The sequence below is a fragment of the Streptomyces virginiae genome, from assembly GCF_000720455.1.
GTDB lineage: Bacteria > Actinomycetota > Actinomycetes > Streptomycetales > Streptomycetaceae > Streptomyces > Streptomyces virginiae.
Map to the genome: position 1 here is coordinate 226,144 of NZ_JOAK01000009.1, position 12,273 is coordinate 238,416.

General features: G+C 73.7%; 14 protein-coding genes. 6 read left to right on the forward strand and 8 right to left on the reverse strand.

Annotation, left to right across the window (positions count from 1 at the left end):
* Positions 1 to 88 precede the first annotated feature (88 nt).
* Positions 89 to 505, reverse strand: a complete 417-nt coding sequence (locus IG86_RS0116645; protein WP_030820874.1) for a VOC family protein — start codon at positions 503 to 505, stop codon at positions 89 to 91.
* Positions 506 to 697: 192 nt separating this feature from the next.
* Between IG86_RS0116645 and IG86_RS0116650 the strand changes: the two genes are divergently transcribed.
* The 3 genes from IG86_RS0116650 (at position 698) to IG86_RS44405 (ending at position 2,543) form a co-directional block, all read left to right on the forward strand.
* Positions 698 to 1,357, forward strand: a complete 660-nt coding sequence (locus IG86_RS0116650) for a DUF4232 domain-containing protein (RefSeq protein ID WP_030897563.1) — start codon at positions 698 to 700, stop codon at positions 1,355 to 1,357.
* Positions 1,358 to 1,468: 111 nt separating this feature from the next.
* A complete protein-coding gene (locus tag IG86_RS0116655) occupies positions 1,469 to 1,744 on the forward strand; it encodes an isoamylase early set domain-containing protein (RefSeq protein ID WP_030820880.1) in 276 nt (91 codons plus the stop codon).
* Between the two features lie 208 nt (positions 1,745 to 1,952).
* Entirely contained in the window at positions 1,953 to 2,543 is a 591-nt protein-coding gene (locus IG86_RS44405; RefSeq protein WP_051785227.1) for a DUF5133 domain-containing protein, read from the forward strand.
* Here the strand turns inward: IG86_RS44405 and IG86_RS0116665 are convergent.
* Complete coding sequence (locus IG86_RS0116665) at positions 2,501 to 3,541, reverse strand: nucleoside hydrolase (protein WP_078905930.1); 1,041 nt, start codon at positions 3,539 to 3,541, stop codon at positions 2,501 to 2,503. The two genes, IG86_RS44405 and IG86_RS0116665, sit on opposite strands and share 43 nt — an antisense overlap.
* A 197-nt stretch (positions 3,542 to 3,738) precedes the next feature.
* On the opposite strand from IG86_RS0116665, the gene IG86_RS0116670 reads away from it, so the two are divergent.
* Positions 3,739 to 4,518 (forward strand): VOC family protein, encoded by a 780-nt coding sequence (locus IG86_RS0116670; RefSeq protein ID WP_030820887.1) that lies wholly within the window; start codon positions 3,739 to 3,741, stop codon positions 4,516 to 4,518.
* Positions 4,519 to 4,668: 150 nt separating this feature from the next.
* On the opposite strand, the gene IG86_RS0116680 is transcribed toward IG86_RS0116670, so the two are convergent.
* A complete protein-coding gene (locus IG86_RS0116680) occupies positions 4,669 to 5,118 on the reverse strand; it encodes a methyltransferase (RefSeq protein WP_107056246.1) in 450 nt (149 codons plus the stop codon).
* Positions 5,119 to 5,156: 38 nt separating this feature from the next.
* On the opposite strand from IG86_RS0116680, the gene IG86_RS42985 reads away from it, so the two are divergent.
* Complete coding sequence (locus tag IG86_RS42985; RefSeq protein WP_157854838.1) at positions 5,157 to 5,327, forward strand: hypothetical protein; 171 nt, start codon at positions 5,157 to 5,159, stop codon at positions 5,325 to 5,327.
* A gap of 28 nt (positions 5,328 to 5,355) precedes the next feature.
* Here IG86_RS42985 and IG86_RS0116690 read toward each other — a convergent pair whose 3' ends face one another.
* The 5 genes from IG86_RS0116690 to IG86_RS0116710 form a co-directional block, all read right to left on the reverse strand.
* Complete coding sequence (locus IG86_RS0116690; protein ID WP_030897572.1) at positions 5,356 to 6,153, reverse strand: VOC family protein; 798 nt, start codon at positions 6,151 to 6,153, stop codon at positions 5,356 to 5,358.
* A 36-nt stretch (positions 6,154 to 6,189) separates the two neighbouring features.
* Positions 6,190 to 6,939 (reverse strand): hypothetical protein, encoded by a 750-nt coding sequence (locus tag IG86_RS38785; protein ID WP_157854839.1) that lies wholly within the window; start codon positions 6,937 to 6,939, stop codon positions 6,190 to 6,192.
* A 75-nt stretch (positions 6,940 to 7,014) separates the two neighbouring features.
* Complete coding sequence (locus IG86_RS45520) at positions 7,015 to 7,320, reverse strand: mycothiol-dependent nitroreductase Rv2466c family protein (protein WP_420894089.1); 306 nt, start codon at positions 7,318 to 7,320, stop codon at positions 7,015 to 7,017.
* Between the two features lie 214 nt (positions 7,321 to 7,534).
* The gene (locus IG86_RS0116705; protein WP_385873243.1) at positions 7,535 to 8,569 is read right to left on the reverse strand and encodes an ABC transporter substrate-binding protein; all 1,035 of its coding nucleotides are present in this window, start codon (positions 8,567 to 8,569) and stop codon (positions 7,535 to 7,537) included.
* Positions 8,570 to 8,822: 253 nt separating this feature from the next.
* Positions 8,823 to 11,669: a SpoIIE family protein phosphatase gene (locus tag IG86_RS0116710; RefSeq protein WP_078905922.1), complete on the reverse strand. Its 2,847-nt coding sequence runs from the start codon at positions 11,667 to 11,669 to the stop codon at positions 8,823 to 8,825.
* A 175-nt stretch (positions 11,670 to 11,844) separates the two neighbouring features.
* On the opposite strand from IG86_RS0116710, the gene panD reads away from it, so the two are divergent.
* Positions 11,845 to 12,264, forward strand: a complete 420-nt coding sequence (gene panD, locus IG86_RS0116715; RefSeq protein ID WP_030897579.1) for an aspartate 1-decarboxylase — start codon at positions 11,845 to 11,847, stop codon at positions 12,262 to 12,264.
* Positions 12,265 to 12,273: the final 9 nt, after the last annotated feature.

A 12,273-nucleotide genomic window follows, 5' to 3' on the forward strand; every position in this document is an offset into this window, starting at 1 on the left:
CGTGGAGTCCGGCCGAGGAGGCAGCTGCCGCGGTGTCGAAACCGGGACGGCCGACATCGCCGCCGTGGACGATGGCGCGGCGGCCCGGTCAGCCCTCGGGCGTGCTGATGTTGACGAGCCAGGTGATGCCGAAGCGGTCCGTGCACATGCCGAAGACGTCGCCCCACATCTGCTTCTCCAGCGGCACCGAGACCGTGCCGCCGCCGCTGAGCGCGTCCCAGTAGCCGCGCAGTTCGGCGGCGTCATCCCCGCTGAGGCTCACCGAGATGTTGTTGCCGGGACTGTGCTGCGTCCCCGGAGGGTTGTCGGCTCCCATGAGCGTGAAGCCGCCGGTGGTCTCCAGCATGCCGTGCATGATCCTGTCGGCGGCGTCGCCGGCGTCCGCGCCGCCGATGTCGCCGTAGGTGTTCAGCGACAGCGTGCCGCCGAAGACCTCCTCGTAGAACTCCATGGCCTGCCGGGCGTCGCCGTCGAAGCTGATGTACGGGTTGAGTCGCGAGGGCATGGCATGTTCCCTTCGTGCTGATCTGCGGTGATTTTCAGGTTAGGTGAGGCGGGAGCGGCGCGCCGGTCATCGTGGTGGACTCGGCAACGCCCCGTCACCAAGCTGTGAAGCTTCGGCGGGATGCTGGTGCCAGGCCCGCCGGTACCGGCCCGGCCCAGCCCGCGCTCGCCGCGCCTCATCTGGGGGAACACCATGAGCACCGTTCGCAGAACCGCCGTCGCCCTCGCCGCCCTGTCCGCCCTGGCCCTGACCGCCTGCGGGCCCACCGGGGACGACGCGGCGGGCGGTACCGGCACGCCGTCCGCCGGCGCGACCCCGAGCGCGTCGGCGTCCGCTTCCGCCGCGCCGTCGAAGTCCGCGACGCCGGCGGCGAAGCCGGCCAAGCCGACGAAGTCCGCCGGGTCCCCCGGCGCGAGCGCGCCGGCAGACCCGGACTTCGACGTCTTCCCGTGCAGCACCTACGACGTGACGTTCACCGCGAGCCTGGCGGAGCCCACGACCAGCAGCTACCTGCTGAAGATCACCAACAAGGGGACGAAGGCGTGCAGGGCGCTCGGGCACCCGGTCGTGACCTTCGGCGGTCTGGACGGGCAGGCCACGGAGCGCGGCAAGGCCCCCGGCATCGAGGACGCGATCCGGCTCGACCCGGGCGAGTCGGCCTACGCCGGGCTCATGGGCGGCGCCGCCGACGGCACCGGCAAGACCGTCGACTCGATCGCCATGACCATGAACACCGAGTCCGACCTGGCGCAGACCCCGCTCAAGGCGGCCACTCCGGGCCTGTACGTCTCCTCCACCAAGAACTCCGTGACCCCCTGGGTGGACAACGCCGAGGACGCCCTGAGCCTGTAACCCTGACGGGTGACACTGACCGTGCTGCGGCGGGTCGCGGGCGGGGGTGGCGGGGAGCCGTCAGGAGACTGCCGGGAAGTGGGGCCGTCCAGGACGCAGAAGGAGCACTTCATGCTGGAAAGACAGCGTCGCAAGAACACCACCGACGTCACCTTCGTGCTGCCCGGGGGCGACCCGCCCGGCCCCGTCAGCGTCGTGGGAACCTTCAACGACTGGCAGCCCGGCGCCCACGTACTCCAACCCCGGCCCGACGGCATGCGGGCGGTGACGGTCGCGCTGCCCGCCAAGGCCACGCACTCCTTCCGCTACCTCGCCGCCGGCGACTACTGGTTCGACGACGCGGCCGCCGACGGGCACGACGGCGCCAACAGCCGCCTGAACACCTGACGTCCGCCCGCTGAGCTGAGCGGCACGCTCCGCACCGGCACGCCCGCCGCTGCGGAGCGTTCGCACGACTCGGTCGAGGTCAACGCGCGACTCCGGGAATCCCCACATCGGGGGATCCGCTCCCCGCCGCCCGCGTGTGCGCGCCGGCCGCTCCCGCGGAGGTGCTACACAGCGGCATCCACCCGGAGCAGACCCGAGGAGCGGACGGATGATGCAGAGCCCGGCGGGCCACCGCCGCACGGAAGGCGGAGCCGCCGTAGCGGGCGGGTACGCGGACACGGACGCGGAAGCGGAAGCGGACGCGGACGACGCCGCTGCCCCGGCCGCGCTCGCCGGTGCGACCGGGATGGTGATGGCCCTGGTGCCCTGCACGGCCGAGAGTGCCCGGCGCGTCCTCGGCGACGCGGCGCGGGCGGCGGGCGTCACCCTCGCCCTGATGGCGCGCACCGTCATCGCGACGCGCACCTGCCCCGCGGACGTGGACCCGGACTGCGAGCGGGCGCTGCGCGCGGAGATCGGGCACGCCCGCAGCCCGCAGCCCCCTTCACCACCCGCGCCGGGAACGCTCCTGCCGGCCCCGGACGTTCTGCGCGGGCACCTCAACCACCTGCGGGCCCTGCGCCGCCGTACGCTGGCCGCGCCCGAGGACCCCGGGCTGCGCGCCGCGCTCGAGGACGCCGCGTACACGCTGTGCGTCCTGATGGGACAGCGCAACGCCCACGGCGCCCTGCTGGCCGCCGAGGAGCGGGTGGCCGCTCACCGGCTTCCCCCCTGCGCGGCCCCGGGCGGGCCCGCCTGATCCGTACCACCGCCGCCCAGCGTCGCCACGGCCGCCAGCAGCCGGTCCCAGAACAGGTCGGCCCGCAGCCCGACGGCCACCCGGGCGTTCGCCGCCAGCCCCAGCGTGCCGTGCAGGTCCACCACGGTCGCCCCGCGCGTGTGCCGGCCGTGGAGTTCCACGGCCACGTGCGCGTCCACGCAGGTGACCAGCCCCGGGTCGATGACCCGGGCGACCGCGACCGGGTCGTGCACCGGGGGAGCGGGGAAACCCCACAGCCGCCGGTAGGTGCCCGCGAAGAAGCCCAGCAGCTCGGCGCAGATCCGCCCGAGGTCCGTGTCCAGGGCCTCGAAACGGGCGACGACCTCGGGCGTCGCGAGGGCCTGATGGGTGACGTTCAGGCCGCACATGGTCACCGGTACGCCGCTGCGGAAGACGATGTCCGCGGCCTCCGGGTCGGTGTGGATGTTGAACTCGGCGGCCGGGGTCCGGTTCCCCCGGTCCGTGGACCCGCCCATCAGCACGATCTCCCGGATCCGGCCCGCCAGCTCGGGGTACCGGGTCAACAGCAGGGCGATGTTCGTCAGGGGCGCCGTCGGCACCAGGGTGACCGGCTCCGGGTGCCCGGCCAGGATCCGCCGCAGCAGCTCCACCGCGTGCTCGGGCTCGGCCGCCAGGGACGGCTCGGGGAAGCGTGGGCCGTCCAGCCCCGACACCCCGTGCACGTCCTCGGCGACCCGCAGCGGCTCCACCAGCGGTCCCGCGCACCCGGCGGCGACCGGAACTCCGGTGATGCCGGCGACGCTGCACACCCGCAGGGCGTTCAGGGTGGTCTTCTCCACGGTCTGGTTGCCCGCCACCGTGGTGACGGCCAGCAGGTCCACTCCCGGGTCGCCCGCGGCGAGGAGGATCGCGAGGGCGTCGTCGTGCCCCGGATCGCAGTCGATGACGACGGGAACGGGAACGGGAACGGAAGCGGGAACGGAAGCGGGAACGGAAGCGGGAACGGGAACGCTCACGACGGACACCTTTCCTCGGACCGCCGCCTGCCGCGGCGCGGGCCACCTGGTCGGCTCCCGGGTCCAGTGTGCGCACCGGGGAGTCCCGCGCAGCACAGAATGGTCCGTTTCGTCTGTTTGTGTTAGGAGTGGGTCCGGTGGGGCACCCGCCCTGCGACGGGACCGAATGCCGGGGCGGCGATCGGAGGAGCGGTGCGATGACCACGAACAGCCGTGACGTGTTCGGTGCGCCCTGCTGGGTCAACCTCACGGCCCCTGGTCTCGCGGAGGCGGAGGAGTTCTACGCCGGCGTGCTGGGCTGGACGTTCCGTGCCACCCGGCTCGGCGAGAACTTCCGCGTCGCCCTGCTGGACGGCCGGCCCGTCGCCTCCGTCGGCGCGCTCGCCCCGAGGCTCGGCGTGCCGACCGCGTGGACGCCGTACTTCGCCGTCGACGACGCCGAGGTGACCTCCGCCCGCGTCCGTGAGCGGGGCGCGACGATGGCCGTCGGGCCGCTCGCCTTCGCCACCGGGAGGGCCGCGCTGGCCGCCGACCCCTCCGGAGCGGTCTTCGGTTTCTGGGAGGGCGAGGTCGTCCAGGAGTGGCACGCCGGCCAGGAGGACGCCGCCGCGTGGGTCGAGCTCCGTACCCGCGACGCGTTCGCCGCCGCGGTGTTCTACGGGGAGGTCCTCGACTGGGCCTGCGAGCGGCCCGGATGCTGCGACGTCGCCTACGAGGACGACCACGTGGTGGTGCGCAGGGGCGGCCAGACCGTCGCGCGGATCGACGCCGGAGCCGTGGAGAACGCCCCCGACCCGCAGGTCCGGCCCCGCTGGCACGTCCATTTCGCCGTGGCCGACCTCGACGGCGCCGTCGACCGCGCGGTCCGGCACGGTGGCGCCGCCGTGAGTCCCGTACGGTCCTCCCCGGCGGACCGCCGCGTCACCCTCAGGGATCGGACCGGAGCCCTCTTCACCGTCAGCGAGACCGTCGGCTGAGGCGGAGCCGGCGGCGTCAGCGGGCGGGTGCCGGCTCCCACAGGCGGTGGCCCCAGCCGATGTCACGGCGCGCGGCGACGCACAGCCCGGCCAGCGCGGCGAGCCGCTCGAAGTCCCCCTCCGTGCGCACGCCCGAGCCGAACGCCGCCTTCAGCCGGGCACGGACGCGGTGCTCGCGCTCCGCGAGAACGCCGCCGCCCCTCGTCGGCGAACTGCTCCAGCAGCCGGCACGGCAGGGACGGTGCGGTCGCCCGCCGGGACCGGGCCGCCGGGCGGCACCGGCTCCACGCGGTCGCGCACCGCGGAGTCCAGCACCCGGTCGGCGACCGTGCGCAGCGCCGACGGCAGCGCGGCCACCCGGACCCGCCGACCGGGGAAGGCCGCGGCGAGGGCGCCCGCCACGGCGCCGGCGCCGCCGCCGGCCGGCGTGACCGACTCCGCGGCCGCCCCGTCGTAGCCGGTCCGCACCCCCGCGGCGATCCACAGGGCCTCGTCCTCCACGGCCTCCCGCGCGGACGCGCCCAGCCGCTCGTCCGCGGCCGGCGCCACGGCGGGAGGGGCGCCGGCCGCGGTACGGAAACGGGCCCGGCCGGTGCGCAGCCTCTCGGCAGGCCGGACAGCGACAGGTCCAGCGCCGCGTGCGCCCCGCGCAGGTCGTACTCCTCCAACGAGTGCTCGTCCTCGACGAGTTCCTCACCGATCGGGGTCAGCCGGTAGCCGTCCGGGCCGGACGCGAAGACCTCTGGGCGGCGGGCATCGCGATCGTCTTCGTGCCCCTGGCCATGCGGGCGTACCGCTCCCGGGTCTGACGGGCCTGCCGTCCGGTGGCTTCCCGGGTCAGTCCGACGACGGGGCCAGCACCACGAAGTCCGCGCCCGCCGGGTCCAGGCAGACGGCCAGCCGCCCGACGCCCTCGGCGTCCTCCGGGCCCATCTGGACGCTGCCGCCGTTCCCGGTGACCGCGGCGACCGCGGCGTCGCAGTCCGTGACGGCGAAGACCGGGTGCCAGTACGGCTTCCCGCCCCCCGGGGCGAGGTGCTCCGCGGGCAGTTCCATCACGCCGCCGTGCATGCGCTCGGCGGCCAGCCCGGCGGGGGTGACCAGGGAGTACGTGCCTGCGCCGCCCGGCAGTTGCATGTCGCTGTACCACCAGCCGAAGACCTTGCCGTAGAAGTCCTTGGCCGCCGCCGCGTCACTCGTGTAGAGCTCCGTCCACGACAGCGAGCCCGGCTCGTCCACCAGATCGACGCCCTTGCTCGTTCCGGGCTGCCACACGGCGAACTGGGCTCCGAGCGGGTCGCTGTACTGGGCCATCCGCCCCCACTCGTCGAGGTCCCTCGGCGGCACCCGCACCGTGCCGTCGGCGCGCTCGACCGCCAGCGTGGTGGCGTCCGCGTCGGGAACGCTGTAGTAGATCATCCAGGCCGGGCGGGCACCCTCCTCGGTGAGCTTCCCGAGCCCGGCGACGATCTTCCCGTCCTTGCGGAACATCCCGCCCTCCATGTCCTCCCCCTCGCCCATGGACTCGTAGTCCCAGCCGAGGACGGCGCCGTAGAACGTCGCCGCGGCGGGGACGTCGGGAACGCCGAGGTCGATCCAGCAGGGGGAGCCGGCGGCGAAATCAGTGGTGATCATGGTGTTCCTCTCGCGCGGCGCGTTGCCGGAGCCGCGCTACTGGAGCTTGGACAGGTCGACCGAGTCGGCGGGCGCGGGCGGCTTGGGCCGCACCGGCTCGTCGAAGTCGGAGAAGGTGGCCTCCACGCGCTCGCCGGAGGCTTTGGCGCCCTGGATGCGCAGGAGGTAGGGCTCGTCCTGCGTCGACACCTCGTAGGTGCCCGTGTCACCGCCGCGCTTGCCGGTGACCGTGATGGCCGGACGGCCGTCGACGGTGGTGGTCGAACCCTTCGTCAGCTGCTCGTTCACCGGTTTCGAGGAGAACTCCCTCTTGAAGTAGTCGAGATCGCAGAACTGGGCGAAGTCGCGCAGCAGGATGTTGTCCGTGGTGCCGTGCAGGTAGCGGCCGTTGATGAGCGCGATCGCGTCCTCGGCCGCGCCGCCCGGTACCTGGGCCCGCAGCAGCTTGTCGTCGAGCTTCATCCACACGTCGTTGCCGCGTTTGATGACGGCGGCCTTGCCGGAGCCGCCGGGCGGCGTGACGGAGCCGACGCAGTTGCCCGCCTCGTCGAACCGGATGTCCAGAGCGGTGGTGCCGGCCCCCTCGGTCACCTTGGCGACCATGCGCATGGAGGTGACCTCCGACATGGCCTTGCGGGAGGCGTCGGCGATGGCCTGCGCGCTCTTGCCGGCCATCCCGTTGTCGTCGGCCAGGGCGGCGCCCGTGCCGGCGCCCGTGAACACGATCAGACAGACGGTTCCCGCAGCAGTGCGGCGGACCGCGGCTGCTGCCCGGGGTGCGGACATCGGGCGTCACCTCCCTCGGGGCTGCCGCCGGCCGGCGCCACGTCACGCCGCCCTCCGGCGCGGCCGCTCACCGGTTCAGCGTAGATCCGCACCGTGAACGCCGCAGCCCGGGGAGGAGGCCTCAGCCGGCGTCGGCGGGCTCGAACCGGGGCTCTCGGCGACGGCCTGCGCGTGCGAGGACCGGACCGCCCGTCGCAGGCGGTGGAACCGGCGGCCTCCGCGATCTCCTGCGGCAGCCCGGCGTCGGCCAGTGCCCCCCGTCAGGTTCCCCCGGTCGCCCGGGAGGTGGAAGCGGGTACCCACCGCCGTGAAGATCTCACCGAGCGCGCGCCGGCCGAACCGCTCCTCCGCCGCGGCACAGACCCGCACCGGCGCCCACACGCGGTCCTCCCACTCGCCCTCGGGGTCGCCCGTCGGTGCCCGCCCGGCACCGACAGGCTCATCACCCGCCAACGGACGGTCACCGGGCGCACCTTGGTGACTCCACCAGCCACCGCGAGGTGATCCAGGTGTACGGGCAGACGGGGTCGAACCAGAAGTCCACGGTCCGCTGTTCGGTCATCCGCCCGGCACTCCTCGACGTCGCGCCCGCCCCTCAGCCGGAGACGGCTTCGGCCCAGCCGCGGTCGACGGTACGGGCCGCCTTCTCCTGCTGGGCCTCCGTCGGGAACGTCGGCGTGCCCTCGACCGTCGGCAGCTTCTCCGCCGCGGCCTTGTCGAGGGTGCCGTTCTCCTCCATGGCCTCCATGAGGACCGGGCGCGCGTAGGCCCTGAGCCGGATGTTCTGCCCCTCCGGGCTGAAGAGGTACTCCTGCCACAGCCTCGCCGCCGCGGGGTGCGGGGCGTCCTTGCTGACCCCCTGCGCGTAGTACTGGGCGAAACTGCCGTCGAAGGGGATGGCGGTGCGCCAGTCCACGTCCGCGCCCTTCCTGCGGAAGTCGTCGGCGTATCCGAGGTTGAGGAAGTCCCAGTCGATGCTGATCGGGGTCTGCCCCTTCTCGATCGTGGCCGGGGTGGATTCGACCGGGATGAAGTTGCCGTTCTTGCTCAGCTCGGCGAAGAAGTCGATACCGGGCTGGATGTTGTCGAAGGAGCCCCCGTTCGCCAGGGCCGCCGCGTACACCCCGGCGAAGGCGGAGCCGGACTTGGTGGGGTCGCCGTTGAGCGAGACCTGGCCCTTGTACTCGGGCCTGCGCAGGTCGGCGAAGGTCGAGGGGCAGGTCTTGACGCGCTTGGCGTCACAGCCGATCGAGACGTAGCCGCCGTAGTTGTTGTACCAGCGGGCCCGCGGGTCCTTCTGCGCGTCGGGGATGTCGTCGTACGGGACCACCTCGTACGGAGCGAGCAGGCCCTGCCGCGCCGCGGCCGGGCCGAAGGTGCCGCCCACGTCGATCACATCGGGGGCGGTCCCGTCGCGCCGGTGCTCCTTGAGGGCGTTGACCTCGTCCTGACTGGAACCCTCCGGATCCTCCACCCGCACCTCGATGCCGTACTTCTGCTCGAAGCCGTCGATCAGCGCCCCGTAGCCCGCCCAGTCCCTCGGGAGCGCGATGGTGTTGAGCGCCCCCTCCTTCCTGGCCGCCGCGGTCAGTGCCGCCATACCGCCGGCGTCCGCGGCGGAGGTGGCCACCGCCGGTGCCCTGGGCGTGGCGGGGGGCCTGTCTCCGCAGGCGCCGAGGGGCCCCGCTGCGAGGGCGAGGCAGGCGGCGACGGCGGCTGTCCGGAGACGAGGTGCGGGCACAAAGGCTCCATAACGGGCGGCACGTACTGATCCAGGCCAGCGTACGTGCGCCAGCCGCGCCGGCGCAGTCCCGGCGGGTCGTGCCCACCGCCTGTCCTCCGGCCGACGTACCGAATCCGTCCCGCAACGCGCCGGGGCCGTCTCAGAACGCCTCGTCGTCCCAGGCCGCGAGGAGCGCCGCCCCGAGGTCCTCCCCGGCCGCGGAGGGCTCGACGTGGAGGGCCTGCTCACTCCAGATGATCTTGCCGCGGGCGGTGTAGCGGGTACCCCACCGCTCGGCGAACTGGGCGACGAGGAACAGCCCGCGCCCTCCCTCGTCGGTGGCCTCGGCCCGGCGCAGGTGGGGAGAGGTGCTCGACCCGTCGGACACCTCGCAGATCAGGCTGCGGTCGTACAGCAGCCGTACCCGGATGGGCTGCGACCCGTAGCGGACGGCGTTCGTGATCAGTTCGCTGAGGATGAGCTCCGTGGTGAAGGCGATCTCCTCCAGGCCCCATTCCGCCAGCCGCCGCGCGCAGGCGTTGCGCACCGGGGACACCGCCGCCGGATCGGACGCCACCTCCCACTCGGCGATCCGCTGGGGGTCCAGCCGGCGCGTGCGGGCCACCAGCAGCGCGATGTCGTCGCTCTGCCCGCTGGGCAGCATCGCGCCGATCACCGCGGCGCAGGTCTCCTCCGGGGTCCTCGCGGGCCCGGCCAGGGCGGCGCCCAGCGCCGCGAGCCCGGTGTCGACGTCGCGGTCACGGCTCTCCAGCAGCCCGTCGGTGAAGAGCACCAGCTGGGCGCCCTCGGGCACGGTCAGCACCGCGGTCTCCATGGGCATGCCGGCGCCCAGACCCAGCGGCGGCGATACCGGCAGCTCGGGGAAGGACACCGTTCCGTCGGGGTGAACGACGGCGAGCCCCGGGTGGCCCGCGGTCGCGGCGGTCACCTGCCCGGAGACCGAGTCGTAGACGGCGCACAGGCAGGTGGCGCCGGTCAGGCCCTGCCACTCCTGCTCACCGGCGCCCTCGTCGGTGTCGATGTGGGCGACCAGCTCGTCCAGATGGCTCAGGAGCTCGTCCGCGGGCAGGTCGAGCGTCGAGAAGTTGTGCATGGCGGTGCGCAGCCGGCCCATGGTCGCGGCGGCGTGCAGTCCGTGCCCGACGACATCGCCGACCACCAGCGCCACCCGGGCGCCCGGCAGCGGGATGACGTCGAACCAGTCGCCGCCCACCCCCGCCTGCGCGGGCAGATAGCGGTGGGCGACCTCGACCGCGGACTGGTCCGGTACCCCCCGGGGCAGCAGGCTGCGCTGCAGCGTGACGGCCATGGTGTGCTCGCGCGTGAAGCGGCGGGCGTTGTCGATGGACAGCGCCGCCCGGGCGGTCAGCTCCTCGGCGAAGGACACGTCCTCCTCCTCGAACGGCGGGGAGGGCTCCACCCGCCAGAAGCCCGCCATCCCCAGCAGCACGCCGCGGGCCCGCAGGGGGACGGCGATCACGGAGTGGACGCCCTGGTCCAGCATGCGCCGGGACCGGGCCGGGTCCTGGGCCATCCAGTCCCGGCTGGCCCGCAGGTCCGCCACGCGCACGGCCTGCTCGCCGGCCACCCCGATCGCCATCGGGCTGGTCGGGACGAACCGGATCAGCTCGCCGACCTGATAGAGGGGATGCGGGCCCTGCGCGGCGACGACGGCGGTGCGCCGCATCTCGGTGCCCGGCTCGGGCGGCTCGTCGCCCTGCAGCACCGGGTCCAGCAGGTCGACCGAGGCGATGTCGGCGAACCTGGGGACCGCCACCTCCGCCAGCTCCCCGGCGGTGCGCTCCACGTCCAGCGTCGTACCGATGCGCACCCCCGCGTCGTAGAGCAGCTTCAGCCGCTCGTGGGCCACCTCGGCCCGGCCGGACAGTGCCCGCAGCTCGGTGGTGTCCCTCAGGGTGACCACGGTCCCCGCCTGCCCGAAGGGGGCGGTGGGCCGGATGTTCACCGCCAGCAGCCGGTCGGCCGCCATGTGCAGCTCGTCGGTCGCGGAACGGCCCGCCGCGATCGACGCGGCGAGCCCCTCCTCCAGGCCCAGCTCCGTGACGGGGCGCCCCTCCGCGTCCCCCGGCAGGTCCAGCAGCCGCCGCGCCTCGTCGTTGGCCAGCAGCAGGCGCCCGCCGCCGCCGATGATCAGCACACCCTCCCGTACCGCGTGCAGCACCGCGTCGTGGTGCTCGTACATCCGCGTCATCTCGGCCGGCCCCAGGCCGTGGGTCCGGCGCAGCAGCCGACGGCTCACCAGCGCGGTGCCGCCCGCGGACAGGGCCAGCACCAGGGCCGCGGTGCCGATGACGACCGGCAGCTGCCGGTTCACCATGCTCTGCACGTTCGAGACCGTGACCGGGGAGGCCACGACGGCGATGACCCGGCCCTCGGCGTCCTTGACCGGAACCGCCGAGACCACGGACTGCCCCAGGGAGCCCTCGAACGTCTCGGTGAAGGACTTCCCGGCCGCCGCCCGGGAGAACGGGCCGACCACCCGCTTGCCGATCTGCCGCGGGTCGCTGTGGGTGATGGTGAGCCCGTCCAGCGTGTAGACGTTGATGCCGTCGACCCCGGCGATCTTCCGGGCCGCCTGGGCGCTCGGCTGCAGCAACGCGCTCGGGTTGGGACTGCGCAGGGCGGCGACGATGCCGGGGGACTCCGCGAACGTCCCGGCGGCGGCGAGCGTACGGTGCCGCGCGTCCAGCATGGCGTCGCTGCGGGCCTGCACCACGAGCGCCACCACCGCGGCGGCGACGAGCAGAACCACCACGACGAGCTGGAGGAGGAACACCTCGCCGGCCACGCTGCGCGCGCTCAGCAGGGACGACAGCCGCTGCGGCCGCCGCACCCTGCCCGCCCAGGGCTGGGCGGGTTCCTGCTGCTCCTGCTGATGTCCTGAGCGGGGACCTTGAGAGGCGGCGGAGGAGCGTTTGGCCGAGCCGGGCAGCACACGCCGGAGATGTCCCAGGAAGACGCTCATAATCCATCTTCTAACCTCTGCCGCCCGTCGGCAGCGGGGAGCGCCGCCGACCTGCCGGAGCGCGGCCACGAATCCCCCGGGACGGCTGACCCGGCGAGCGAAGCGTTGTAGGCTGCGGAGAACGCCCTTGACCTGCATAAAGCGGGCAGGGAGCCGACAATCCGGGAGTTTCTCCATGCTGCGTACGATGTTCAAGTCCAAGATCCACCGGGCCACCGTCACCCAGGCCGACCTGCACTACGTCGGGTCCGTGACCGTTGACGCCGACCTGCTGGACGCCGCCGACCTGCTCCCCGGGGAGCTCGTCCACATCGTGGACATCACCAACGGCGCGCGGCTGGAGACCTACGTCATCGAGGGCGAGCGCGGATCCGGCGTGATCGGGATCAACGGCGCCGCCGCGCACCTCGTGCACCCCGGCGACCTCGTCATCCTCATCAGCTACGCACAGGTCGAGGACGCCGAGGCCCGGGCGCTGAAGCCGCGCGTCGTGCACGTCGACGCGGACAACCGGATCATCGAACTGGGCTCCGACGCCTCCGCACCGGTACCGGGCACGGACCAGCGGCGCAGCCCCCACGCCGTGGCCGTCTAAGGAGCCGGG

Bases quoted from the DNA above. Each gene is read 5' to 3' on its own strand.
- IG86_RS0116645 (WP_030820874.1), bottom strand. From the start codon at position 505: ATGCCCTCGCGACTCAACCCGTACATCAGCTTCGACGGCGACGCCCGG.
- IG86_RS0116650 (WP_030897563.1), top strand. From the start codon at position 698: ATGAGCACCGTTCGCAGAACCGCCGTCGCCCTCGCCGCCCTGTCCGCC.
- IG86_RS0116655 (WP_030820880.1), top strand. From the start codon at position 1,469: ATGCTGGAAAGACAGCGTCGCAAGAACACCACCGACGTCACCTTCGTG.
- IG86_RS44405 (WP_051785227.1), top strand. From the start codon at position 1,953: ATGATGCAGAGCCCGGCGGGCCACCGCCGCACGGAAGGCGGAGCCGCC.
- IG86_RS0116670 (WP_030820887.1), top strand. From the start codon at position 3,739: ATGACCACGAACAGCCGTGACGTGTTCGGTGCGCCCTGCTGGGTCAAC.
- IG86_RS0116690 (WP_030897572.1), bottom strand. From the start codon at position 6,153: ATGATCACCACTGATTTCGCCGCCGGCTCCCCCTGCTGGATCGACCTC.
- IG86_RS38785 (WP_157854839.1), bottom strand. From the start codon at position 6,939: ATGTCCGCACCCCGGGCAGCAGCCGCGGTCCGCCGCACTGCTGCGGGA.
- IG86_RS0116710 (WP_078905922.1), bottom strand. From the start codon at position 11,669: ATGAGCGTCTTCCTGGGACATCTCCGGCGTGTGCTGCCCGGCTCGGCC.
- panD (WP_030897579.1), top strand. From the start codon at position 11,845: ATGCTGCGTACGATGTTCAAGTCCAAGATCCACCGGGCCACCGTCACC.